This window comes from Paracoccus sp. 22332 (genome assembly GCF_052045125.1).
Lineage (GTDB): Bacteria > Pseudomonadota > Alphaproteobacteria > Rhodobacterales > Rhodobacteraceae > Paracoccus > Paracoccus haematequi_A.
In genome coordinates, this window is record NZ_JBQEOI010000003.1 from 92,796 (window position 1) to 117,066 (window position 24,271).

General features: G+C 65.9%; 23 protein-coding genes. 13 read left to right on the forward strand and 10 right to left on the reverse strand.

Annotated features, from left to right (window positions below):
* The first annotated feature begins 16 nt into the window (after window positions 1-16).
* Complete coding sequence (gene ndk, locus ACTJI6_RS04420; protein WP_207467039.1) at window positions 17-439, forward strand: nucleoside-diphosphate kinase; 423 nt, start codon at window positions 17-19, stop codon at window positions 437-439.
* 66 nt (window positions 440-505) lie between these two features.
* Here ndk and ACTJI6_RS04425 read toward each other — a convergent pair whose 3' ends face one another.
* Window positions 506-2,272: an AAA family ATPase gene (locus ACTJI6_RS04425; protein WP_440798196.1), complete on the reverse strand. Its 1,767-nt coding sequence runs from the start codon at window positions 2,270-2,272 to the stop codon at window positions 506-508.
* 144 nt (window positions 2,273-2,416) lie between these two features.
* Between ACTJI6_RS04425 and fabD the strand changes: the two genes are divergently transcribed.
* The 4 genes from fabD (at window position 2,417) to dps (ending at window position 5,114) form a co-directional block, all read left to right on the forward strand.
* Window positions 2,417-3,343, forward strand: coding sequence for an ACP S-malonyltransferase (gene fabD, locus ACTJI6_RS04430; RefSeq protein WP_440798198.1), 927 nt, complete (start codon window positions 2,417-2,419; stop codon window positions 3,341-3,343).
* Window positions 3,344-3,381: 38 nt separating this feature from the next.
* Window positions 3,382-4,119, forward strand: coding sequence for a 3-oxoacyl-ACP reductase FabG (fabG, locus tag ACTJI6_RS04435; RefSeq protein WP_440798200.1), 738 nt, complete (start codon window positions 3,382-3,384; stop codon window positions 4,117-4,119).
* Between the two features lie 146 nt (window positions 4,120-4,265).
* Window positions 4,266-4,499: an acyl carrier protein gene (locus tag ACTJI6_RS04440; protein WP_089387089.1), complete on the forward strand. Its 234-nt coding sequence runs from the start codon at window positions 4,266-4,268 to the stop codon at window positions 4,497-4,499.
* Between the two features lie 141 nt (window positions 4,500-4,640).
* Window positions 4,641-5,114 (forward strand): DNA starvation/stationary phase protection protein Dps, encoded by a 474-nt coding sequence (gene dps / locus ACTJI6_RS04445; RefSeq protein ID WP_440798201.1) that lies wholly within the window; start codon window positions 4,641-4,643, stop codon window positions 5,112-5,114.
* A 7-nt stretch (window positions 5,115-5,121) separates the two neighbouring features.
* Here dps and ACTJI6_RS04450 read toward each other — a convergent pair whose 3' ends face one another.
* Entirely contained in the window at window positions 5,122-5,940 is an 819-nt protein-coding gene (locus tag ACTJI6_RS04450) for a sulfotransferase family protein (RefSeq protein WP_440798203.1), read from the reverse strand.
* Between the two features lie 131 nt (window positions 5,941-6,071).
* Between ACTJI6_RS04450 and ACTJI6_RS04455 the strand changes: the two genes are divergently transcribed.
* Both ACTJI6_RS04455 and ACTJI6_RS04460 read left to right on the forward strand, forming a co-directional pair.
* Window positions 6,072-7,646: a DUF5928 domain-containing protein gene (locus ACTJI6_RS04455; RefSeq protein ID WP_440798205.1), complete on the forward strand. Its 1,575-nt coding sequence runs from the start codon at window positions 6,072-6,074 to the stop codon at window positions 7,644-7,646.
* Between the two features lie 15 nt (window positions 7,647-7,661).
* Entirely contained in the window at window positions 7,662-8,045 is a 384-nt protein-coding gene (locus ACTJI6_RS04460) for a histidine triad nucleotide-binding protein (protein WP_440798207.1), read from the forward strand.
* On the opposite strand, the gene ACTJI6_RS04465 is transcribed toward ACTJI6_RS04460, so the two are convergent.
* Window positions 8,046-8,969, reverse strand: coding sequence for an ABC transporter ATP-binding protein (locus tag ACTJI6_RS04465; RefSeq protein ID WP_440798209.1), 924 nt, complete (start codon window positions 8,967-8,969; stop codon window positions 8,046-8,048).
* A 151-nt stretch (window positions 8,970-9,120) separates the two neighbouring features.
* Between ACTJI6_RS04465 and ACTJI6_RS04470 the strand changes: the two genes are divergently transcribed.
* The 3 genes from ACTJI6_RS04470 to ACTJI6_RS04480 all read left to right on the forward strand — a co-directional run bounded on the left by ACTJI6_RS04470 (window position 9,121) and on the right by ACTJI6_RS04480 (window position 13,197).
* Entirely contained in the window at window positions 9,121-9,309 is a 189-nt protein-coding gene (locus ACTJI6_RS04470; RefSeq protein WP_126153123.1) for a zinc-finger domain-containing protein, read from the forward strand.
* 157 nt (window positions 9,310-9,466) lie between these two features.
* Complete coding sequence (polA, locus tag ACTJI6_RS04475; RefSeq protein ID WP_440798211.1) at window positions 9,467-12,289, forward strand: DNA polymerase I; 2,823 nt, start codon at window positions 9,467-9,469, stop codon at window positions 12,287-12,289.
* Window positions 12,289-13,197, forward strand: a complete 909-nt coding sequence (locus ACTJI6_RS04480) for a cation diffusion facilitator family transporter (protein ID WP_440798213.1) — start codon at window positions 12,289-12,291, stop codon at window positions 13,195-13,197. The genes polA and ACTJI6_RS04480 overlap by 1 nt, the downstream gene beginning before the upstream one ends.
* A gap of 15 nt (window positions 13,198-13,212) precedes the next feature.
* On the opposite strand, the gene hemN is transcribed toward ACTJI6_RS04480, so the two are convergent.
* Window positions 13,213-14,568: an oxygen-independent coproporphyrinogen III oxidase gene (gene hemN, locus ACTJI6_RS04485; protein WP_440798215.1), complete on the reverse strand. Its 1,356-nt coding sequence runs from the start codon at window positions 14,566-14,568 to the stop codon at window positions 13,213-13,215.
* Window positions 14,569-14,603: 35 nt separating this feature from the next.
* Here hemN and fnrL point away from each other — a divergent pair, with 35 nt between their 5' ends.
* Window positions 14,604-15,362: a transcriptional regulator FnrL gene (fnrL, locus tag ACTJI6_RS04490; RefSeq protein WP_440798218.1), complete on the forward strand. Its 759-nt coding sequence runs from the start codon at window positions 14,604-14,606 to the stop codon at window positions 15,360-15,362.
* Here the strand turns inward: fnrL and ACTJI6_RS04495 are convergent.
* The 4 genes from ACTJI6_RS04495 to ACTJI6_RS04510 are packed head-to-tail and all read right to left on the reverse strand — an operon-like array spanning window position 15,359 to window position 19,478.
* Window positions 15,359-16,912, reverse strand: a complete 1,554-nt coding sequence (locus tag ACTJI6_RS04495; protein ID WP_440798219.1) for an ABC transporter ATP-binding protein — start codon at window positions 16,910-16,912, stop codon at window positions 15,359-15,361. The two genes, fnrL and ACTJI6_RS04495, sit on opposite strands and share 4 nt — an antisense overlap.
* On the reverse strand, window positions 16,909-17,721 hold the full coding sequence (locus ACTJI6_RS04500) for an ABC transporter permease (RefSeq protein ID WP_440798221.1): 813 nt from the start codon (window positions 17,719-17,721) through the stop codon (window positions 16,909-16,911). Before ACTJI6_RS04500 ends, ACTJI6_RS04495 begins: the two co-directional genes overlap by 4 nt.
* Window positions 17,718-18,659, reverse strand: coding sequence for an ABC transporter permease (locus tag ACTJI6_RS04505; RefSeq protein ID WP_440798223.1), 942 nt, complete (start codon window positions 18,657-18,659; stop codon window positions 17,718-17,720). The genes ACTJI6_RS04500 and ACTJI6_RS04505 overlap by 4 nt, the downstream gene beginning before the upstream one ends.
* Window positions 18,660-18,701: 42 nt before the next feature.
* Window positions 18,702-19,478, reverse strand: a complete 777-nt coding sequence (locus tag ACTJI6_RS04510; RefSeq protein ID WP_440798225.1) for an MBL fold metallo-hydrolase — start codon at window positions 19,476-19,478, stop codon at window positions 18,702-18,704.
* 101 nt (window positions 19,479-19,579) lie between these two features.
* Between ACTJI6_RS04510 and ACTJI6_RS04515 the strand changes: the two genes are divergently transcribed.
* Both ACTJI6_RS04515 and ACTJI6_RS04520 read left to right on the forward strand, forming a co-directional pair.
* Window positions 19,580-20,644 carry a saccharopine dehydrogenase gene (locus ACTJI6_RS04515; protein WP_440798227.1) on the forward strand — a complete coding sequence of 355 codons (1,065 nt, stop codon included), beginning with the start codon at window positions 19,580-19,582 and terminating at the stop codon, window positions 20,642-20,644.
* Window positions 20,645-20,715: 71 nt separating this feature from the next.
* Window positions 20,716-21,915 (forward strand): PQQ-dependent sugar dehydrogenase, encoded by a 1,200-nt coding sequence (locus ACTJI6_RS04520; RefSeq protein ID WP_440798229.1) that lies wholly within the window; start codon window positions 20,716-20,718, stop codon window positions 21,913-21,915.
* A gap of 1 nt (window position 21,916) precedes the next feature.
* On the opposite strand, the gene ACTJI6_RS04525 is transcribed toward ACTJI6_RS04520, so the two are convergent.
* Together ACTJI6_RS04525 and mutL are read right to left on the reverse strand one after the other, a co-directional pair.
* Entirely contained in the window at window positions 21,917-22,288 is a 372-nt protein-coding gene (locus ACTJI6_RS04525; RefSeq protein WP_440798231.1) for a DUF3775 domain-containing protein, read from the reverse strand.
* A 63-nt stretch (window positions 22,289-22,351) separates the two neighbouring features.
* A complete protein-coding gene (gene mutL, locus ACTJI6_RS04530; RefSeq protein ID WP_440798233.1) occupies window positions 22,352-24,163 on the reverse strand; it encodes a DNA mismatch repair endonuclease MutL in 1,812 nt (603 codons plus the stop codon).
* Window positions 24,164-24,271 lie beyond the last annotated feature (108 nt).

The following is a 24,271-nucleotide window of genomic DNA, read 5'->3' on the forward strand; positions in this document are numbered from 1 at the left end:
AGCAAAGGGACGCCCCATGGCCATCGAACGCACGCTTTCCATCATCAAGCCCGACGCCACCCGCCGCAACCTGACCGGCAAGATCAACGCCAAGTTCGAGGATGCGGGCCTGCGCATCGTCGCGCAAAAGCGCATCAAGCTGTCGGCCGAGCAGGCGGGCAAGTTCTACGAAGTCCACAAGGACCGCCCCTTCTATGGCGAGCTGGTGGAATTCATGGCATCCGAACCCGTCGTCGTGCAGGTTCTGGAAGGCGAGGGTGCGATTGCGAAAAACCGCGAAGTGATGGGCGCGACCAACCCCGCCCAGGCCGACGAAGGCACGATCCGCAAGGAATTCGCGCTGTCCGTGGGCGAGAACTCGGTCCACGGTTCGGACGCGCCCGAGACGGCGAAGGAGGAGATCGCGTTCTTCTTCTCGGGGTTGGAATTGGTCGGGTGAGGGGCTGAGAGGCTTAGGCGAAGGAAGGGGAGGGGCCGGGTGGCCCCTTTTTCTTTAGCCGACCTGTTATCGTGGATTCAAGCTATTCGCTTGGCAAATCATGTGAGTTAGCTCAACGAGCCTCTCCCTAAGATCTAACTTCTCCACATTGGCCTCATCTTCGCAAATAAGATTGGCGGCTCCCACTTTGTCGGCATCCTTATAGAGAAGGCGGCTATCTTTTTTTTCGGGATTATCGCGATAAAAGTAGAATGCATGATCAAAGATTCCAGTTTTTGCCGGTGACCGGTAGATCTTGCTGTGCAATTTTTTGAGAGCGTCTTGTAGCTTGGCTCCATCCACATAATTTTCTATCTCTCTGCCTGCAGTCACCCACACCATACCATTGCTACTGCAAATTTCTTCCGATAATCTTTGAGCATGGGGCTTCAAAGGAGAGTGTTCATCTGCTTTGTCACTATCCAAAATAACCGCCATATTCCTGTTTAAGCTTCTCAAGCTTATAAAATCCTTAAGGGCATCATCCGATGCGGTTAGATGGCGAATCAAAGCCCCGCCGTAGAACATGATTGTGTAATGGATACCCTCTATCAATCGATCATCTATGGCATTGATCCAATGATTAACGTAAATTCTGTCTGATGGTCCTTCCACCCAGATGACCATATTAGTTTGTAAAAGATCTGACGCGTGATAGCCAAGATCATCAAGCAAAGATCTTTGATGGTCTTTAGTTACAACTGCCTGCACTCTGGTCTGTTCGCCATCATTTGTGACCCGAAATATGGTGGCGTTAGCTGTATCCATGAAGGATGAAGAATGAGTTGAAATGAAATACTGGCTGCTAGTTTCACTAACAAGATAGCTTATTAGCTTCCTCTGAAGTAACGGATGAAGGTGAATTTCGGGTTCCTCTATGCACATTATGCTTCTATCGTTTATCGTGCAAAAGGCTGCTAGGATTATAACCTCGTGGATACCGGTGCCAAGTGCGGCAAGTGGAAGAACTTTGTTGTCTATATGGACTAGTAGGTGCTCGCGATCATTGGGAACTTCGAGTTGGGCGTCGTCCTTTCCAGTAACTTTCTTGATGAACATATTTATTTTTGCGAATTTTTCTCTATCCTCTTGCTTATTCCAAGATGGATTTTGCAGAGCGGCTAAATGGTCTATCAATCCCCGGCCACTTAGGTTGTTAAGAGCTTCCCCCTTTTCTCCAAAAACTCGTTTCGCTGGTATAAGATGAATATTCGGAACAGTTGGAACTGAGGTGTTGGCGATGTAGTTGATGGTTTCAGGGACCCAATGCTGGACTAGGCTGCCGCCTTTATGCTGAGTTGCGAGATTCCATATCGTTTGCCATGTTTTTGAGTCGAGCCAGTTACTGGCACTTTGAATATCTAAAGCAGGGAATATTTCTGCGCTTTTATGTGCTCCTATTTTCAGCCATAGGTGATTTTGGCGGCTAATTTTTCCGCATATTTTGCTGATATCATTGTTGATGTCGCCAAAATGTCGATATGTGTTGTTGTGGTCGATAAATTTTTGGCCATTGGTTACTAATTTAATGGCATTTTCCATATTTTTTCCGATAGCCAGAAGAAACTGCCCAGTTTCTTTACCTTTATATTCCTCGTGTCCGCTTGGAGGGTTAACTTTTTTGCCAGTTAAGGTTTGCGCCACTTGATTAGCAAGAAGATTTAAGATAATGGACTTTCCTGAATTATTAGGCCCTATAAAAAAATTTAGTTTTGAGAATGGAGATATATACTGTACCTCTGGACCAATGCCGCGATAGAAACGGGTTGCTATCCCATCGAGAAATATAGTCATGGTTGTCCTTGCGATAGGGCTGAAGCACTGCGCCGTTAAGTAAGAAGAGAGTCAGTGGGCAACTACGGTTGAAGCTACCACCATTGCACCCCCACCCCCATCCGCGCTATCCCCTTCTGAACCCATACCCTACAGGAGGCCCCCATGCGCGCGTTCGTCTTTCCAGGCCAGGGGGCACAGACCATCGGCATGGGGCGTGAGCTGGCCGAAGTCTATCCCGCCGCGCGCGAGGTGTTCGACCGGGTGGACGAGGCGCTGGGGGAGAAGCTCTCGGACCTGATCTGGAACGGGGATATCGACACTCTGACGCTGACGCAGAACGCGCAGCCGGCGTTGATGGCGGCCTCGATGGCGGCGTTTCGGGCGATGGAAGCCGAAGGGTTCACCATCCAGGATGCGAATTTCGTGGCCGGGCATTCGCTGGGGGAATACTCGGCGCTGTGCGCGGCGGGGTCGCTGACGCTGGAGGATACGGCGCGGCTGCTGCGGATGCGCGGGCAGGCCATGCAGGAGGCGGTGCCGGTCGGCCAGGGAGCGATGGCGGCGATCCTGGGGCTGGATTTCGCCACCGTCGATCACATCGCGCGCGAGGTGGCCGGCGACGAGGTGGTGCAGGCCGCCAATGACAACGACCCAGGACAGGTGGTGATCTCGGGCCACAAGGAGGCGGTCGAACGCGCGGCCGAGGCGATGAAGGCGGCGGGTGCCAAGCGGGCGCTGATGCTGCCGGTCTCGGCCCCGTTCCATTCGGTGCTGATGCAATCCGCGGCGGCGGTGATGGCCGATGCGTTGGCGGGGGTCGACATCCACCCGCCCGCCGTACCGCTGATCGCGAATGTCCGTGCCGAGGCGGTGACCGAGCCTGGCGCGATCCGGCGGCTGCTGGTGGAGCAGGTGACGGGCACGGTCCGCTGGCGCGAATCCATCGCCAACCTGGCAGGCGCGGGCGTGACCGAGTTCTGGGAGATCGGCGCGGGCAAGGCGCTGTCGGGGATGATCAAGCGGATCGCCAGGGATGCGGCGGTGCGCAATATCGGTGCCCCGGCGGATATCGTGGCGCTGAGGGGCTGAGGTCGCTTGGGTATTTGGACAAAGAAGAAGGATCAGCCATGTTCGATCTGACAGGCAGGACGGCCCTGGTGACGGGCGCATCGGGCGGCATCGGCGGGGCCATCGCGCAGGCGCTGCACGCGGCGGGCGCGACCGTGGCGCTGTCGGGCACGCGCGAGGGGCCGTTGCAGGATCTGGCGGCGGCCTTGGGCGAACGGGCGCATGTGGTGCCCGCGAACTTGTCGGATGCCGAGGCCGCTGCCGGGCTGGTCAGGGATGCCGCGGCGGCGATGGGGTCGGTCGACATCCTGGTCAACAATGCCGGGATCACGCGCGACAACCTGTTCATGCGCATGTCGGACGAGGAATGGAGCCAGGTCCTGGACGTGAACCTGACCAGCGTCTTCCGGCTGTCTCGCGCCGCGCTGCGGGGCATGATGAAGGCCCGCTGGGGGCGGATCGTCAACATCACCTCGGTCGTGGGGGCCACGGGCAATCCGGGGCAGGGCAACTATGCCGCCGCCAAGGCCGGTCTGGTGGGCATGTCGAAGTCGCTGGCCTATGAGGTCGCCTCGCGCGGGATCACCGTGAACTGCGTGGCGCCGGGCTTTATCGCCACCGCCATGACCGACAGCCTGACCGACGACCAGAAGGGCAAGATCCTGTCCCAGATTCCCGCCGGCCGGATGGGCGTGCCCCAGGAAATCGCGGCGGCGGTCCTGTATCTGGCCAGCCCCGAGGCGGGATATGTCACCGGGGCGACGTTGCATGTGAACGGCGGCATGGCGATGGTCTGACGCAACCCTTTCAAGCGAAAGCGGTTGCAAGAGGGTTCACGGGTGCTATATCCCCGCCTTTGGCAGCAGGGGAACCGCCCTGGGCTGAACCGGGCCGTCGTGTCCGTGCAAAACTGGGCGGATGCCCGCGAGAATGAGGATGTGACATGAGCGATATCGCTGATCGCGTGAAGAAGATCGTGGTCGAGCATCTGGGCGTCGAGGAAGACAAGGTGGTCGAATCCGCCTCGTTCATCGACGACCTGGGCGCCGACAGCCTTGACACCGTGGAACTGGTCATGGCGTTCGAGGAAGAATTCGGGATCGAGATCCCGGACGACGCCGCCGAAACCATTCAGACGGTCGGCGACGCCGTGACCTTCATCAAGGGTGCGGTCTGATCCGCAGTCCTGCTGCGAACGGCATTTCCTGACGGCGTCCCTGTGCAGGCAGGGGCGCCGTTTCTTCATGGCCGCCATGCGCCCGGAACCGGGCCTGACAGGCAGCCGTTGACCGGGCGAACCACCGGAAAGGAGCCGATCATGGCCGTTGCATTGAAGGGGCTGACCGACAACGCCCGCAAGACCTCGATTTCCGAACTGAATGCGCGTCTGGCGGATTCAATCGCCTTGGCGCTTGCCGTCAAGCAGGCGCATTGGAACGTGAAGGGCCGCAACTTCATCGCCGTCCACGAACTGTTCGACACCGTCCACAACAACCTGCGCGCCGATATCGACATCTTCGCCGAACGCGTCCAGCAGCTGGACGGCGTGGCCGTCGGGACGGCCGAAAAGGTCGCCCAGGGCAGCACCCTCAAGGAATATCCGACCGACCTGACCAAGGCCGAGGACCACATCAGGGCGCTGTGCGAACGCTATCGCGATCATGGCGAAAAGCTGCGCGCCGCCATCGATGCCACGGACGAGGCGGGCGATGCCGACACCGCCGACATCTTCACCGCCGCCTCGCGCAGCGTGGACAAGGACCTGTGGTTCATGGAAAGCCATCTGGAGTGATGGAGCGCTATTGTCCCAGCCTGGCGTGAACCTGATCCAGGTCGATTTCGGACAGGGGCATCCGGTTGTCGGGATCGTCGAAGTCGTACCGGAACAGCTGGAAGTCGTCCTTGTAGATTTCCCAGATCAGGTGGCGTGACAGGTCGTCGAAGTAATCGCCGACCTTGTGCGCCCGCTTCGGCCCGTGCCCTTCGGATTCGTTGAAGCGGGGCACGGCCGCCAGATCGACCGGGACCGGGGTTTCGGCACCCGCCAGAATCTTGGCCATGCCGTCGTCGAAGGTCTCGGTGAACAGGATCCGGTCATAGCGGCCGCCATTGGCGATGAAGGTGCCGATATGGCCCGACATCGACGACCAGTGGATGTCAGGCTCCATCGGGCGGCGCCACAGGATCGTGTCGCGCGCGAACAGCAGGAAGCGGCGGAAGTTGGCGATCTGGTCGAACTCGAAGCCGTTTTCCGGGCTGCCCACGTCGATTCCATAGCGCTGCGCCAGTTGCGGCACCAGATTGCCGCGATAGCGCCGCCCGTTCCGCTGGATGCCCGCGATCTTGTCGAAGAAGGACGACAGAATCCGCGCATAGGGGTTGCGCACGCAGGTGAAGGTCACCGCAGCGTGGCGCGCGACCGCGGTTTCGATCACCGGCTTGCTGTGGTCCTGCGACCATTTGTGCAGCCCTTCGGTCGAATCGTGGATGTCGCCGTCGTAAAAGCGGCCATGGTCCGAATAGAACATGATCTGCCCGATGGTCGAGCAGGCGCATTTCGGCACCACCCGATAGATCAGGCTTTCGCTTTCGGTCATCCAGACGCCGGGAAAGCCCATCGTGGCCCAGTTCCTTCGATTGCAGCGCGGCTTGCCGGCACATGTGAAAGGCGTTTACACACAGAAACACGATCCCGCGCAAGTTTCATCGCCGATCCGTTTACCGCAGTATCCGTTAAGTTTTCGTATCCATGGCCCGCATCGCCTTCATCCTTCTGACGCACAAGGATCCGCAGGGCGTGGTGGACCAGGCGCGGCGGCTGACGGCCTCGGGCGATTATGTGGCGATCCATTACGACCGCCGCGCCCCGGCGGACGAATACCGCCTGATCCGCGCGGCTCTGGCGGGCCATCCCAACGTGGTTTTCGCGCCCCGGCGGTTCCGCTGCGGCTGGGGCGAGTGGTCGCTGGTCGCGGCCACCCTGTCGGCCCTGCGACAGGCCGAACGGTCCTTCCCCGAGGCCACCCATTTCTACATGCTGTCGGGCGACTGCATGCCCATCAAGTCGGCGGAATACGCGCGCGACTTCCTGGATCGCGACGATTGCGATTACATCGAAGCCTTCGATTTCTTCGACAGCGACTGGATCAAGACCGGCATCAAGGCCGAACGGCTGGTCTATCGCCACTGGTTCAACGAACGCCGCCGCAAGCGGCTGTTCCATGCCAGCATGGCCGCGCAGAAATGGCTGCGGCTGGATCGCGCGATCCCGCAGGGCCTTCAGGTGATGATCGGGTCGCAATGGTGGTGCCTGCGCCGCCAGACGGTCGAATCGGTGCTGGCGCTGATCGCCGCGCGGCGCGACCTGACCGCGTTCTTCCGCACCACCTGGATCCCGGACGAGACCTTCTTCCAGACCCTTGTCGCCCATCTGGTCCCCAAGACGGATATCCGCCGCCGGTCCCCCACCTGCCTGATGTTCACCGATTACGGGATGCCGGTGACCTTCTACAACGACCATTACGATCTGCTGATCCGCCAGGATTACCTGTTCGCCCGCAAGATCAGCTCTGATGCCCAGGATCTGCGCGCCCGGCTGGGGGCGCTGTGGCAGGCGCGGGGGGTGGAGTTCTCCATCACGAACGAGGCGCCGCGCCTGTTTCGCTTCCTGACCGCACGGGGCCGGGAGGGGCGGCGTTTCGCGCCCCGCTTCTGGGACGACCGGGGGGCGGGGCGCAACCAGGCGATCTGCCTGATCGTGGCCAAGAAATGGCACGTCGCCAAGCGGCTGACGGCGGCGATCCGGGCGCTGACCGACATTCCGGCGGTGGATTACATCTTCAACGAACGCGACGCGGGCCTGCCGGACCTGGGCGGCATCGCCTCGACCGTCCTGAAGCGGGAACGCCATCGCCGCGCCCTGGTCCGGCTGCTGCTGGACGATTACGGCTCGACCAGGCTGGCCCTGTGCCTGGACCCTTCGGCGCTGGCGCTGATCGCCGATTTCCTGGCCGACCGGGCGGAAACGCGGATCCTGTTCGTCGACACGCCGTTTTCCCCCGATTACCTGCACGGTCACATGCGCCGCATGGGGCTGGCCGGTCCTGCCACGCCCGACGCCCAGATCCGCCAGCTTCTGCCCGTCGTGGAAAGCGACCTTGCCGACGAGGCCGACCGCCTGCGCGATCTCGCCGCCGCGCGCCTGACGGTCCTGTCGCCCTTGGCGCCGGACGCCGCCAATGCGGACGCCCTTGCGCGGTTTCTGGATGTTTCGCCCCAGGTCGCGCATGATCTGGCGCGGACGCCGCATTTGTTCAACGACTGACCACAGGATCGCCCCATGGCCCTTGCTTACGACGACACCAACATCTTCGCCCGCATCCTGCGCGGAGAGATTCCCTGCGACAAGGTTGCGGAAAACGATCACGCCCTGGCCTTCCGCGACATCAATCCCCAGGCGCCGGTGCATGTTCTGGTGATCCCCAAGGGCGCCTATGTCAGCCTGGACGATTTCGCGGCCAATGCCTCGGACGCCGAGATCCTGAGCTTCACCCGCCTCTGTGCCCAGGTCTGCACCTCGGAAGGGGTCGATCTGGCGGGCGGCCATGACGGCTTCCGGGCCATCGCCAATGCCGGCCCGCATGGCGTGCAAGAGGTTCCCCATTACCACCTGCACATTCTGGGCGGGCGGGTCATGGGACCGATGCTGGCCCGCAGGGCCTAGCTAGGGCCGCGTCATCTCCACGAACACGTCCTCCAGGTCGGGCTGTTCGGTCGCGACATCCAGGATGGGGATGCCCGCGCCGCGCAGCGCGTCCAGCACCTGATCGGCGCGGACTCGCGACGGGGGATAGCCGATGGCCAGCCGCCCGTCGCCACGCCATTCGGGATGCGCGCCGTCCGGCAGCGGCGGCAGCGGAACGCGCCCGCCCGTGTCCAGGACCAGCGTCTTGCCATCGGCGCGCGACAGCAGGCTGCGCGTGTCCTGCCGCACCACCAGGGCGCCGTGGTTGATGATGGCGATCTCGTCGCACATCTGCTCGGCTTCCTCCAGGTAATGCGTGGTCAGGATGATGGTCATGCCCTGCCGGTTCAGCGCGCGGACATTCTGCCACAGCATTTCGCGCAGGGTGATGTCCACGCCCGCCGTCGGCTCGTCCAGCACCAGGATCTGCGGGCGATGCACCAGGGCCTTGGCCAGCAGCAGCCGCCGCCGCATCCCGCCCGACAGGTTGCGGGCATAGGCATTGGCCTGATCGGTCAGCCCCACCAACTCCAGCAGTTCATCCGTCCAGCGTTCGCGCTTGGGCACGCCATAGAGGCCCGCCTGAACCTCGAGGCTGGCGCGGGGGGTGAAGAACGGATCCATGTTCAGTTCCTGCGGCATCACCCCGATGGCCGCGCGCGACTGGCGCGGGTTCACGTCCTGGTCGAAGCCCCAGATCGTCACCTTGCCCGCCGTCTTGTTGACCAGCCCGGCCAGGATGTTGATCAGCGTCGATTTCCCCGCCCCGTTCGGTCCCAGCAGCCCGAAGATGCTGCCGGCCGGAATGGCAAGGTCGATGCCCTTCAGCGCGTCCTTGGCGGGGGCGGTTCCCTGGGCGGCATAGGTCTTGCGCAGCCCGGCGATCTCGATGGCGTTCGGCATGATGGCATCCCTGGCAGGCTTGCGAAGGCAGGCGGCGCTGCGGTATCAGGGGTTAGACCAGATGACGCCCGCCGCCACAAGAAGGCCAGCCATGACGCAATACGTGATCCCGGAAAACTCGCTGTCCACCGAACAGACCAGCCTGGCCGAGTTGAAGCTGCCCGCGCCGGAAACCCAGATCGTCACCAGCTGGAAGATCGCCTGCGACGGCGACGATGCGGCCGGGCTGGGCCATCCGCGCGTCTGGCTGGCGATCTCGCCGATCACGGGCTTCGTCGATTGCGGCTATTGCGACAAGCGCTTCGTGATCGACCGCGACCACGCCCACGACGATCACTAGGCACGCTTTCTCTTTCACCTTTGTCTAAATATCCTCTGCGGGGAAGGGGCCGGCAGGCCCCAGCGGGGGGCGAAGCGCCCCCGGTCCTGACCGCCCCCTTTGCGCCCCCCGCCGCTTTCTGCCAGAACGGTCCCCGAGACTCGGAAAGGACCGCTTCATGGACAGCATCAGTGCGACATTCGGCAAGGGCCACCACCTGCACCTGATCGACGGATCGGCCTTCATCTTCCGGGCCTATCACGCCCTGCCGCCCTTGACGCGCAAATCCGACGGCTTGCCGGTCGGCGCGGTCGCGGGGTTCTGCAACATGCTGTGGAAATACGTCACCGACGAACGCGGCAGCGACGCGCCGACCCATGCGGCGGTGATCTTCGACCATTCGGCCAAGACCTTCCGCAACCAGATTTACAGCGCCTACAAGGCCAACCGCCCCGAACCGCCCGAGGATCTGCGCCCGCAGTTCCCGCTGACCCGCGACGCGACCCGCGCCTTCAACATCGCCTGCATCGAGACCGAGGGATACGAGGCCGACGACATCATCGCCGCGCTGTCCTGCAAGGCGCGCGACGCGGGCGGGCGCGTGACCATCGTCAGCAGCGACAAGGATCTGATGCAGCTTGTCGGCGATGGCGTGCAGATGCTGGATCCGATCAAGGGCAAACCCATCGACCGCGACGAGGTGTTCGAGAAATTCGGCGTCTGGCCCGACCGCGTGGTGGACGTGCAGGCTCTTGCGGGCGATGCGGTGGACAATGTGCCCGGCGCGCCCGGCATCGGCATCAAGACCGCCGCGCAGCTGATCACCGAATACGGCGACCTGGAAACCCTGCTGGCGCGGGCAGGCGAGATCAAGCAGCCCAAGCGCCGCCAGACCCTGATCGACCATGCCGACCAGATCCGCATTTCCAAGCGCCTGGTCGAACTGGATTGCAACACGCCGCTGGACTTCACCCTGGAAAGCCTGGAAGTGCGCGCCCCCGACGCCCCGGCCCTGTTGACCTTCCTGTCGGAAATGGAGTTCCGCACCCTTATCGCCCGCGTGGCCGAACGCCTGGGGGCCGAGGCGCCTGCCGTGGTGTCCGCGCCGCCGCGCGACGCGCCCGCCGCGCCGGATCTGCCGCCCATCGACCGCGCCGCCTACGAGACCGTGACCGACCGTGCCGCCCTGGACCGCTGGGTGCAGTCGATCCGCGACACCGGCCATGTCGCCATCGACACCGAAACCACCGGCCTGGACGAGATGCAGGCCGATCTGGCGGGCATCTGCCTGGCCGTGGCGCCGGGCGTGGCCTGCTATATCCCCGTGGGTCATGTCGCGGGCGGCGATGCAGGCGGGGGCGACGACCTGTTCGGCCAGTCCGCCCTGGTGGCGGGGCAACTGCCGCTGGCTCAGGTGCTGGCGGCGCTGAAGCCCGTCCTTGAAGACGACGCGATCCTGAAGATCGGCCAGAACCTGAAATACGATTGGAAGATCCTGGCCCGCCACGGCATCCGCATGGCACCCTTGGCCGATACGATGCTGATGTCCTACGCGCTGAATGCGGGCACGCACAACCACGGCATGGACGAACTGGCCGAACGGTATCTGGCCCATAAATGCATTCCCATCAAGGATCTGATCGGCACCGGCAAGGCGCAGATCAATTTCGCCCAGGTGCCCATCGACAAGGCAGCCCCCTACGCGGCCGAGGATGCCGATGTGACGCTGCGCCTTTACCGGCATTTCGCGCCGCTTCTGCCGGTCGAGCGCGTCACCACCGTCTACGAGACGACCGAACGCCCCATCGTCCCCGTCCTGGCCGAGATGGAGATGGCGGGCATCCGCATCGACAGCGACGTGCTGCGCCGCATGTCGGGCAGCTTCGCGCAGTCCATGGCGGGTCTGGAGGATGAGATCTTCGCCCTTGCAGGCCAGCGGTTCAACGTCGGCAGCCCCAAGCAGTTGGGCGAAATCCTGTTCGACAAGATGGGCCTTGCGGGCGGCAAGACCGGCAAGACCGGCGCCTTTTCCACAAGCGCCGACGTGCTCGAGGATCTGGCGGCCGAAGGCCATGACCTGCCGTCGCGGATCCTCGACTGGCGGCAGATCGCCAAGCTGAAATCGACCTATACCGACGCCCTGCCGACCTTCGTGAACCCGGAAACGGGGCGCGTCCATACCAGCTATTCCATCGCGGGCGCGCAGACCGGGCGGCTGGCATCCACCGATCCGAACCTGCAAAACATCCCGGTGCGGACCGAGGAAGGCCGCCGCATCCGCGAAGCCTTCATCGCCGCCGAAGGGCACCGGCTGGTCAGCCTGGATTACAGCCAGATCGAGCTGCGCATCCTGGCCCATGTCGCCGACATCCCGGCGCTGAAACAGGCCTTCCGCGACGGCATCGACATCCACGCGATGACCGCCAGCCAGATGTTCGGCGTCCCGGTGGAAGGGATGGATCCGATGATCCGCCGCCGCGCCAAGGCGATCAATTTCGGGGTGATCTACGGCATCTCCAGCTTTGGCCTGTCGCGCAACCTCCGCATCCCGCGGGCCGAGGCGCAGGACTTCATCGACACCTATTTCCAGCGATTCCCGGAAATCCGCGCCTATATGGACCGCACCGTCGCGGATGCCAAATCCGACGGCAGCGTCCGCACGCTGTTCGGGCGGCGCATCAACACGCCCGGCATCAACGCCAGCGGCCCGGCTGCGGGCGGCGCCCGGCGCGCGGCGATCAACGCACCGATCCAGGGGGCGGCGGCCGACATCATCCGCCGCGCCATGGTCCGAATGCCTGCCGCCATCGCCGGCCTGCCTGCGCGGATGCTGTTGCAGGTCCATGACGAACTGGTCTTCGAGGTGCGCGAGGATGCCGTGGACGACCTGATCGCCGCCGCCCGCACGGTGATGGAGGGCGCCGCCGAACCCGCCGTGCGGCTGTCGGTGCCGCTGGTCGTCGACGCGGGCGTCGGCGCCAACTGGGCCGAGGCGCATTGATGGCACATTCTCACGCTCATGGGCACGGCCATCATCACCATCATGGCGGCGACGCGGCGATCGGCTGGGCGGTCGTCGTCAACCTGGCGCTGACCGCCGCGCAGATCGTGGGCGGCTATGCGGCCGATTCGACCGCGCTGATCGCCGACGGCATCCACAACCTGTCCGACGCCCTGGCCCTGGTGCTGGCCTTCGGGGCGCGGCGGCTGTCGCGACGGGCGGCGACGCCCGACTGGTCCTTTGGCTGGGGGCGGGCCGAAATTGTCGCGGCCTTCGTCAACTATCTGGCGCTGATCGCGGTGTCGCTGTGGCTGGCCATCGAGGCCCTGGGCCGCCTGGCCGATCCGCCGCAGGTCGCGGGCGGGCTGGTGATGGGGCTGGCGGGTTTTGCGCTGATCGTCGATCTGGCGACGGCGGCGCTTGTGTACCGCGCCTCGAAGGACAGCGCCAATATCCGCGCGGCCTTCCTGCACAATGTCGCGGATGCCGCGGTCTCGGTTGCGGTGATCCTGGGCGGGGCGCTGATCTGGGCCTTCGGCTGGAACCTGGCCGACCCGATCCTGACGCTGGCGATCTCGGTGGTGATCCTGTGGCATATCGGGACCGAGATCGGCCCGGTCTTTCGGATGCTGATGCTGGCCGCGCCGCCGGGCAGTGATCCGGGCGCGGTGTTGTCGGCCCTGCGCGGGATGCCGGGCGTGGCCGACGCCCATCACCTGCACCTTTGGCAGATCGACGAAAAGCGCAGCGCGGCCTCGGTGCATCTGGTCGTGGGCGGGGGCGATCACTTTGCCATCACCCGCGCGGCCAAAGAGATGCTGGCCCATGACCACGGCATCGCCCACGCCACGATCGAGATCGAGCCGCCCGAAGCCTGCGCTGACCACGCGGAGCATGACCACCCCTAGGCGCGCCCCCGGTGGTCACACCGCCGATGAATGGCTGGTCGGGGCCGCCATATAGGCGTCCAGCATATTGGCGACCATGCGCGCCAGGGGGCGCCCCTCGGGCGTGATGCGCAGGCCCCAGGGGCCGATTTCCACCATGCCGCCGAATTGCGCGATCACCGGGTCGAAGATCTTCTGCAACTGCGCGGGCGTCAGGCCGAAACGCGTCGTCATCTCGGCCGAGTCGACCCGGAAATCGCACATCACCTGTTCGATCATGCGGCCGCGCCAATGGTCCTCGGGGGTGAAGGTATGGCCCTTGGTGTAAGGCAGCCGCCCCTCGCGGACATGGCCGGTATAAGCGCCGGTCGCGGGCGCGTTCTGGGCGTAACCCTGCGGAAAGCGGGAAATCGAGGATGCGCCCAGGCCCAGCAGAACCTCGGCCCGGTCGTCGGTATAGCCCTGGAAGTTGCGGCGCAACTGGCCCGCCTTCTGCGCCAGGGCCAGCCCGTCGCCGGGGCGCGCGAAATGGTCGATGCCGATTTCGGCATAGCCATCCGCCACGAACAGGTCGCGCGCGGTGTTGAACAGCGACAGCCGATCCTCGTTGCCGGGCAAGGCGTCCTCGGGGATCATCACCTGGCGCTTGGACATCCAGGGCACATGGGCATAGCCGTACAGCGCCACCCGGTCGGGCGACAAGGCCAGCAGCTTCTGCACCGTTTCGGAAATGCGGTGCCGGTCCTGGTGCGGCAGGCCGTACAGGATGTCGGCATTCAGGCTGGCGATGCCATGGCCGCGGATCAGGTCCACCGCCTCGCCGGTCAGTTCGAACGACTGCTGGCGGCCGATCGCGTCCTGGATCTTGGGGTCGAAATCCTGCACCCCGATCGAGGCGCGGTTCATCCCCGCCGCCGCCAGCGCCGCCATCCGGGGCGCGTCGATTTCCGACGGGTCGATCTCGACCGAGAATTCGGCCCCCTCGGCCATCGGCACCACGGCGAAGATCGCGTCGGCCACGCGCCGCATCTGGTCGGGCGGCAGCAGGGTGGGGGTGCCCCCGCCCCAATGCAGCCGCGACAGCCGCACGCCGCGCGGCAGGTGGCGGCGCAAAAGGCTCAGTTCCGCCAGAACCGTGTCCACATAGGCGATGACCGGATCCAGCGTCTTGGTGCCCTGCGTGCGGCAGGCGCAGAACCAGCAGAGCCTGCGGCAAAACGGCACATGAAGATACAGCGAAATCGCCGCGCCCTCGGGGATGGAATCCAGCCAGCCCGCGACCATATTGGCGTTTACGCCGTTTTTGAATTGCGTTGCGGGGGGATAGCTCGTGTAGCGCGGAACGCGCGAATCGAACAAGCCCAGCCGCTTCAGTTGCGAAACATTGCTCATATGGGTAGAATTAGATGATAACGCGCGAGATTGCCTTGACCCAGATCAACCAAAAATCCGCCAGTCACGATGGCGGCGAACGCTGTGGCGACTGCCCGATCCGCTATCGCGCCGTCTGCGCCCATTGCGAAACGGACGAGCTGGCGCTGCTGGAAGACATGAAATTCTATCGCAGCTTCGAACCCGGTCAGCCGATCGTCTGGGAGGGTGATCGGATGGAATTCGTCGGATCGGTCGTGACCGGGGTGGCGGCGCTGACCCAGACGCTGGAGGACGGGCGCACGCAGATGGTGGGCCTGCTGCTGCCCAGCGATTTCCTGGGCCGCCCGAAGCGCGAAATCGCCGCCTATAACGCGGTGGCGGCGACCAAGGTCGTGCTGTGCTGCTTCCGCCGCAAGCCGTTCGAGGACATGATGCGCACCACGCCCCATGTCGCGCACCGACTGCTGGAAATGACGCTGGACGAACTGGACGCGGCGCGCGAATGGATGCTGCTGCTGGGCCGCAAGACGGCGCGGGAAAAGATCGCGTCCTTCATCGCCATCATCGCCCGGCGCGAGGCTGCCTTGCAGAAGCGCGATCCCGGCGGACGGATGCGGATCGAGTTGCCCCTGACCCGAGAGGCGATGGCCGATTACCTGGGCCTGACGCTGGAAACCGTCAGCCGCCAGATCAGCGCGCTGAAGCGCGACGGGGTGATCGAACTGGTGGGCAAGCGCGCCATCAACCTGCCCGACTTCGCCCGCCTGGTCGAGGAATCGGGCGACGATTCCGACGGCGGCTATCTGAGCTAGGACCAGTCCGCCGGGATGCGCGGGATCGCCGCGACCAGGGCCTGCGTCCGGGCGTGGCCGGGGGCGTCGATGACGCGCTGTGTCGGACCTTCCTCGACGATGCGGCCTGCCTCCATCACCAGGATCCGGTCGGTGATACCGCGCACCACGGACAGGTCGTGGCTGATGAACAGATAGGACAGCCCGTGCGTCTGTTGCAGTTGGGCCAGAAGGTCCAGAACCTGCGCGCGGACGCGGACATCCAGGGCGCTGACCGCCTCGTCCAGGACGATCAGGGCGGGGCGGATGATCAGGGCGCGGGCGATGGCAAGGCGCTGCCGCTGGCCGCCGGAGAATTCGTGGATGAACTTGCGGGCGTCCTGGGGATCCAGCCCCACCTCGGCCAGGGCGGCAGCCACGCGGTCGCGCCAGTCGGGCGGGCGGCCGGTCAGGTGGAACGGCTCGGCCAGCAGGCGCTCTACCCGCCAGCGGGGATCGAAGCTGCCGAAGGGATCCTGGAACACCGCCTGCATCCGTGCCCGCAGGTCACGCGGCATCCGCTGTCCGGCGGCGATGTCCCGGCCCTCCAGCGTGATGCGCCCTTGCTGCAACCGCTCCAACCCCAGAATCGCGCGGGCCAGCGTCGATTTCCCGCACCCCGATTCTCCCACCAGCCCGAGGCTTTCGCCGCGCCCGATGGTCAGTCCGACGCGATCCAAGGCGCGCAGGCTGCCGTCCCCCAGGCGATAGTCGCGCACCGCCCCCGTCACCTGCACCAGCGGAACGGCGGCGGGGCGGGGGCTGCGTTCCGGCGCATGGCGGGATGCCGCGAAAAGCTGCCGGGTATAGGGGTGGCTGCGGCGACGGAACACTGTTCCGGTCGGCCCGCTTTCGACGACCCGGCCCGCCTGCATCACCGCCACCCGGTCGGCCATGCCCGCCACCACGGCCAGATCGTGGGTGATCAGCAGCAGGGCCATGCCCTCGTCCCGGACCAGATCGGTCAGCAGCGACAGGATCCGCGCCTGCGTTGTCACATCCAGGGCGGTCGTCGGTTCGTCCGCGATCAGCAGGCCGGGGCGCAGCGCGATGGCCAGGGCGATGGCGACCCGCTGGCGCTGCCCGCCCGACAACTCGTGCGGATAGAGCGTCAGCGGAAAGCGTGCGGCGGGCAGGCCCACGCGGTCCAATCGCTCTCGCGCCTGCCGCAGCGCCGTGGGGCGGTCGAGGGCCTGGTGGATGCGCAGCACCTCGGCCACCTGGTCTCCGATGGTCATCAGCGGGTTCAGGGCGGTCATCGGTTCCTGGAAGATCATGCCGATGCGGCGGCCCCGGATCCGGCACAGGTCGCGTTCCGGCAGGGTCAGCAGGTTCCGGCCGTCCAGAACCACCCGGCCCGAGGCCCGCGCCAGGCCGGGCAGCAGACCCATGACGGCAAGCGCGGTCATCGACTTGCCGCTGCCGGATTCGCCGACCAGCCCCGTCACCGTTCCCGGCGCAAGATCGAACGAGACACCGGCCACGACCGGACGCCCGCCGATGGCGACCGACAGGTCTTCGACCGCGATCACCGCAGCACCCGCAGGCGCGGGTCCAAGGCGTCGCGCAAGCCGTCGCCCAGCAGGTTCAGCCCCAGCACCGTCAGCACGATGCAGAGGCCCGGGATGATCGCCACATGCGGGGCCAGGGCGATCATGGTCTGCGCCTCGGCCAGCATCCGGCCCCAGCTTGGCGTCGGCGGCTGCGCGCCGAGGCCGACATAGGACAGCCCGGCCTCGGCCAGGATGCCCAGGCTGAACTGGATCGTCGCCTGCACGATCAGCAGGCTGGCGATGTTGGGCAGGACATGGTGCAGGCTGATCAGCGCGGCACCCTTGCCCGCCACCCGCGCCGCGCGGATATAGTCCAGCACCCAGATCGGCAGGGCGGCCCCGCGCGTGACGCGGGCAAAGACCGGGATGTTGAAGATGCCGATGGCGACGATGGCGTTCAGCGCCGACGGCCCGGCGACGGCCGTGATCAGGATCGCGATCACCAGCGACGGAAAGGCGAAGATCAGGTCGCTGCCGCGCATCACGATCTCATCGACCCAGCCGCCGCGCCGCGCCGCCGCCAGCAGGCCCAGCGGCACGCCCAGCCCCATGCCGATCGCCACCGCGACCAGGGCCACCGCCATCGAGGTCCGCGCCCCCAGCATGACCATCGACAGGATGTCCCGCCCGAAATGATCGGTGCCGAACCAATGCGCCCCCGATGGCGGCTGCAACTTGTCCGCGATCGCCATCTGCGTCACGTCATGGGGCGTCCAGACCACCGACAGGGCGGCCAGGGCCAGCGCCAGCCCGGCCAGCGCACCGCCCAGGACCACCCCCACCCTCATCCGCGGCGCAGCCTGGGATCCACGGCGGCATAGGCCAGGTCGACCAGGAAGGTCACGGCGATCACGGCGGCGACCAGCACCAGCACCGCCGATTGCACCACGATCAGGTCGCGCTGCGTGATCGCCTGGAAGATCATCCGGCCCAGGCCCGGCAGAAAGAAGACATTCTCGATGATGATCGCGCCCGCCAGCAGAAACGAAAACTGCATCCCCAGAATTGTCAGCACCGGGATCAGCGCGTTGCGCAACCCGTGGCGGCGCAGCGCCTGCCCCTCTGTCAGGCCCTTGGCGCGGGCGGTGCGGATATAGTCTTGGCCCATCGTCTCGATCAGGGCAGAGCGCAGAACGCGCGCCAGGATCGCGGCCTGGGGCAGGGCCAGCGCCACGGCGGGCAGGATCAGCGACTTCAGCGCCGCGCCGGAGTCCGACCAGCCGGGAAAGCCTCCGGCAGGCAGCCAGCGCAGCCTGACGGCGAAGACCAGGACCAGAAGCATCGCCAGCCAGAAATTCGGCAGCGCGATCCCCACATGCGTGGCCCCCATCGCCAGCCCGCCGCCCGCGCGCCCCCGGCGCGCCGCCGCGTAAAGCCCGGCCGGCAGCGCGATCGCCACCGCAAGGCACAGCGCCAGCACCGCCAGCGGCAGCGACACCTGCAAACGGTCCAGGATCATCCCGCCGATGGGCGTCTTGTAGGTGAAGCTGGTGCCGAAATCGCCATGCAGCATCGCCCCCAGCCAGCCCGCGTAGCGCAGCGGCAGGGGCTGATCCAACCCCATCTGCTGGCGCAGCGCGGCCAGCGTTTCCGGCTGCGCCCCGGTGCCCAGCATGAAGCTGGCCGGATCGCCCGGCACCAGTTCCACGACCGAAAAGATCAGGGCCGAGGCCACAAGCAGGCTCAGCCCCATCACGGTCGTTTGGCGCAAGACGTATCGCAGCATGGCGGCATTGCTAGCGCGGCCTGCCGGATCGGTAAAGGCGCGTCAGTCCTGGCCGCCCGAATACCAGTTGGCGATCACGACCAGGCTGCCCGCGCCTGACGCCTCGACCAGGCGGGCGAATTCCCGCACGTCGCTGCCCCGGTGGTGATAGGGAAAAACCGTCACCGGCCGGAAATCCGCCACTGCCTCGGCCGCCTGCTGGACGGTCATCGTATAGGGCAGGTTCATCGGCAGGAAGGCGACCTCGATGTCCTCCAGGGCGCGCATCTCGGGCGTGTCCTCGGTGTCGCCGGCGATATAGAACCGCTTGCCGCCGATGGTCAGGACATAGCCGTTGTCGCGGCCCTGCGGATGATACTGCTGGCGGTCGGGCGTGGTGTTATAGGCGGGCACGGCCTCGATGGTCAGGCCGATGGCCTGGGCGGCATCGCCATTCGCCATGGCGGTGGCGCGGGACTGCATCTCGGCGGGCAGCATCGCATGGACCGCCGGATTGGCGATGATCGCCACGGCGGGCAGGGCCTGCAGCGTCGGCAGGTCGAAATGGTCGCCATGTTCGTGGGTGATCAGGATCAGCGAAGGTTGCGGCAGTCCGCGATACGGCTCGGCCCCCCCGACCGGATCGACATAGATCGCCCCGCCCGGCGTCTCGATCACCATCGAGGCGTGATCGACCGGGTGAAAGACGACCTGCCCGCCCTCGACCGGATACGAGAACGAGGTCGGCACGGCGGTCTGGGCCAGGGCGATGCGGGGCATGACGGCGGTGCTGACGGTGGCAAGGCCAAGCATCAGGCTGGCGCGGCGGCTGAGGATCATCGCGGATTCTCCATGATATGATCGTGGGGACGACAGGGAACATCCCTTGCGCCGGACGGGTTCCCCGGCATGGATGGCGGCGGACAGCATAGGAGACGGCGATGACACATCTGTGGGTGCGGGCCGAAAGCCGCCCGAACGAGGATCGGGTGGGCATCACCCCCGAAGGCGTGGCCGACCTGATCGCGCGCGGCTTCACCGTCACGGTCGAGGACAGCCCGCGCCGCGTCCTGCCGACGGATGCCTATGCCCGCGCGGGCGCGGCCATCGCACCCGAGGGAAGCTGGCCCGCCGCGCCCGACGACGCCATCGTCTTCGGCCTGAAGGAACTGCCTGACGACGGGACGCCGTTGCGCCACCGTCACGTCATGTTCGGCCATGCCTTCAAGGGCCAGCCCGCCGGGCAGGCGCTGCTGCGCCGCTTTGCCGCGGGGGGCGGGACGCTGTACGACCTGGAATACCTGACGGACGAGGAGGGCCGCCGCCTGGCCGCCTTCGGCTATTGGGCGGGCTATGCCGGGGCGGCGGTCAGCCTGAAGGCCTGGGCGGCCCAGCAGCGCGGCGGCATCTGCGGGCCGGTCCGTGCCTATGCCGACAAGGATCTGCTGCTGGACGAATTGCGCGCCCAGCTGGACGCCACGGGCCGCGCCCGCCCGCGCGCTTTGGTGATCGGCGCCAAGGGCCGCGTCGGCACGGGTGCCGCCGACCTGCTGGTGGCGATGGGTGCGCCCGTCACCCGCTGGGACATGGCCGAGACCGCGCATGGCGGCCCCTTCCCCGAGGTGCTGGCCCATGACATCTTCGTCAACGCGATCCTGGCACAGCCGGGCGCGCCGGTCTTCGTACCCGCCACGGCGGCCGCGCCGGGGCGGGCGCTGACCGTGATCGGCGACGTGGCCTGCGACCCGGCCAGCGACTTTTCCCCGATCAAGGTTTATGACCGCACGACCACCTGGGCCCGGCCGGTGCTGCGCGTGGCGGACAGGCCTCCGCTCGATGTCATGGCCATCGACAACTTGCCGTCGATGCTGCCGCGCGAAAGCTCGCTGGATTATGCAGGGCAGTTGCTGCCGGTTTTGGCGCGGCTTGACAGGATCGAGGATGGTCCCTGGGTCCGGGCCGGGGCGCTGTTCCAGGCGCATCGGGACCGCCTGACACAGACGTGAAGGCGCAAGGCGGAACGGTGCCTGTCCAGGCGTGTTCGGCCAGCAGCGATCCATCCCGCAAAGAGGCACCGATGATTCCGTTCCGTCCCGCCATCCGTCTGACCGCAGCCGCCGCCGCGCTGATCGCCGGGACCGCATCCGCGCAGGATTTCAACGCAGCGCCGCCCAACGCCCCCGACCAGCAGCCCGCCTTCGAGGGCCAGACCCGCGCCCCGGTGCTGGCGGACGATGTGGCCTTGGACCAGACGGTGATCGCCGATGGGCTGGATCATCCCTGGGGCCTGGCCGAACTGCCGGATGGAAGCTGGCTGCTGACGGAACGCGCGGGCAACCTGCGGCTGGTGGGGGCTGACGGCGCGCTGTCGGATCCCATCGGCGGCCTGCCTGATATCGACACCCGCGACCAGGGCGGCTTGCTGGACGTGGCCGTGGCCGATGACTTCGCCCAGACCCGCCGTGTCTGGATCAGCTTCGCCCAGCCGCGCGAAGGCGGCAAGACCGCCACCGCCGTCGCCACCGGCACCCTGTCGGCCGACGGCGCCACGCTGGAGGACACCAAGGTCATCTGGCAGCAGCAGCCCGCCTGGGATTCGACCAAGCATTACGGCTCGGTCCTGGTTTTCGACGGGGATGGCGGGCTGTTCGTCACCACCGGCGAACGCTCGGTCATCGATGCCCGGCCGCTGTCGCAGAACGCCACCACCACGCTGGGCAAGATCGTCCGCATCGACCCTCAGACCGGCGCGCCGATGGGCGATCCGGGCGTCGAGGGCGCGCTGCCCGAGATCTGGTCCTGGGGCCACCGCAATGTCCAGGGCGCCGCGATCGGCCCCGATGGCGCGTTGTGGACCATCGATCACGGACCCAAGGGCGGGGACGAGCTGAACCGACCGCAGGCAGGCCGCAACTATGGCTGGCCCATCGCCACCTATGGCATCGAATATGCGGGCGGCCCCATCGGTGAGGGCAATACCCAGGTCGAGGGCACCGAACAGCCGCTCTATTACTGGGATCCGGTGATCGCGCCGGGCCAGATGACCTTTTATGACGGCGATCTGTTCCCCGATTGGCGGGGCGACCTGCTGATCGGCGGGTTGCAGGCGGGCGCGCTTGTGCGGCTGGAACTGGACGGCGACCGCGTGACCGGCGAGGCGCGCCACCTGCAAGGCATCGGCCGCGTCCGCGAGGTCGAGGTGGCCCGCGACGGCGCGATCATGCTGCTGACGGACGAGGACGACGGCAAGCTGATCCGGGTCACGCCCGCGCAGTAAGTCAGACGGACGGGTTCAGATCGTCCTCGGCATCCTCGGGCGAGATGCCGAGGGCTTCCAGCCCCGCCTCCAGCAGGTCCGCCAGGCGCGGTTCGCCCATAAGGTAATCCTCGGTCGGGGTGGTGCGTTCGATCCGGGCGGTCTGGATGGCTTCTTCCAGTTCCTCCGGCTCGAAGCTCTCGCGTCCGATCCACATAACAGCTACCAGCGACGCCTGTTCATCTTCGTTCAGGGTGGCGATGAAGTCGCGCAACTCGCTCTGCACCCCGTGCTGCGCCCGGCTGCCGGAATGCGCCCAGGGATTGACGCCGCTGTCATATTCGCGCGCGCGGATGATGATATGGGCGATCTTGTCGGGGCTGATTTGCAGCATGGCATGGCTCCTTGACTGGCGATGACTGTCGCGCCCTTTGACGCGCGGGTCAATCGGCTGTGGTCATCCGCTGCGGCCGAACAGCCGCTCGATATCCGACAGCCGCAGCTTGACCCAGGTCGGGCGGCCGTGGTTGCATTGGCCGGATTTGGGCGTGCGCTCCATGTCCCGCAGCAGGGCGTTCATTTCCTCGGCCGTCATGCGGCGGCCCGACCGGACCGATCCATGGCAGGCCATGCTGGACAGAACCGCGTCGATCCGCCCGCGCAGACGGTCAGACGCGCCCTGGTCGGCCAGATCGTCCAGGATGTCGTGGATCAGCGCGGCGGTATCCAGCCTGGCCAGCATGGCGGGCGTTTCCCGCACGGCGACGGCGCCGCCGCCGAAGGGCTCGATCACCAGGCCCAATGCGGCCAGATCCTCCGCGATGGCCAGGATCCGCGCGGCGTCCGCGGGCGGCAGATCGACGATCTCGGGGATCAGCAGGGCCTGCCGGGCGATGCCGCCGGCCGCCTGAGCCTTCAGCCGTTCATAGACCAGCCGCTCATGCGCCGCGTGCTGATCGACGATGACCAGACCATCCTTGGTCTGGGCGATGATGTAGTTTTCATGGATCTGCGCCCGCGCGGCGCCCAGCGGGGCATCGATGGGCACGGTCGGCGGTTCCTCGGCGCGGGCCGAAGGCGCCTCGGCAAAGCCTGGCGCAAGGTCGGTCACGGGGGCCTGCAAGTCCAAGCTGGCGCGGATCGCCCGGGCCGAGGGGCGGTAATCCATCTGATAGGCGCGCGGCGCCGCAGGTTCGACGGCAAAGGCCGCCAGCGTGGCGTCGCCCACCGTCGACGACGCCCGATGGCCCGCCCCCGCCAGCCCGTGCCGCAGCGCGCTGACTACCAGGCCGCGCGCGGCCTGCGGGTCGCGGAACCGGACCTCGGCCTTGGCGGGATGGACGTTCACATCGACAAGCTGCGGGTCGCAGGACAGATACAGCACAGCCGCCGGATGCCGGCCCGAGGCCAGCACGTCCATGTAACCCGCCCGCAAGGCCCCGGTCAGCAGCTTGTCGCGCACCGGGCGGCCATTGACATAGACATGCTGCGCCACCGCCGCGCCGCGCGAATAGGTGGGAAGGGCGGCGAATCCAGTCAGGGACAGCCCGTCGCGTTCGGCATCCAGGGCGATAACGTTGTCGATGAAGTCGCGGCCCATGACGCGCGACAGCCGGGCATGGAAGGCGTCGAACAGATCGCCTTGTTCGGCATCGGCCCGAAAGACTTCTTTCCCATCGGCGGTCAGGCTAAAGCCGACATGCGGCTCGGCCATGGCCAGGCGGCGGACGCATTCGGCCACCGCCATGGTCTCGGCCCGGTCGCCGCGCAGGAATTTCAGCCGCGCCGGCGTGGCGAAGAACAGGTCGCGCAGTTCCACGACCGTGCCGGGATTGGCGGCGGCCGGGCGCGGCGGCGTCACCTTGCCGCCGCTGACCGCGATCACGGCGCCGTCGCCGCCCCGGGCGCGCGAGGTGATGGTCAGCCGCCCCACGGCGCCTAGCGAGGGCAGCGCCTCGCCCCGGAAGCCGAAGCTGCGGATCGCCAGCAGGTCGCTGCCGTCGATCTTGCTGGTGGCATGGCGCGCCAAGGCCAGCGGCAGATCTTCGGGCAGCATCCCCCAACCGTCGTCGCAGACCCGGATCAGCCGCTTGCCGCCGTCCTCGATGGCGATGTCGATGCGCGTGGCCCCGGCATCCAGCGCGTTCTCCACCAGCTCCTTGACGGCCGAGGCCGGACGCTCCACCACCTCGCCCGCCGCGATGCGGTTGGCGGTGGCCTCGTCCAACTGCCGGATGACGGGGCGGATATGGGGGGCATGGCTGTTCATGCCCCCAAATCTAGCAGGGGCGGGGTAGGGTGGGAAGCGATTCCATGGGGAACTGGACAGGCAGGAGGCGCGCTTTTTCACCTTTGTCCAAATATCCCGCGGGGGTCC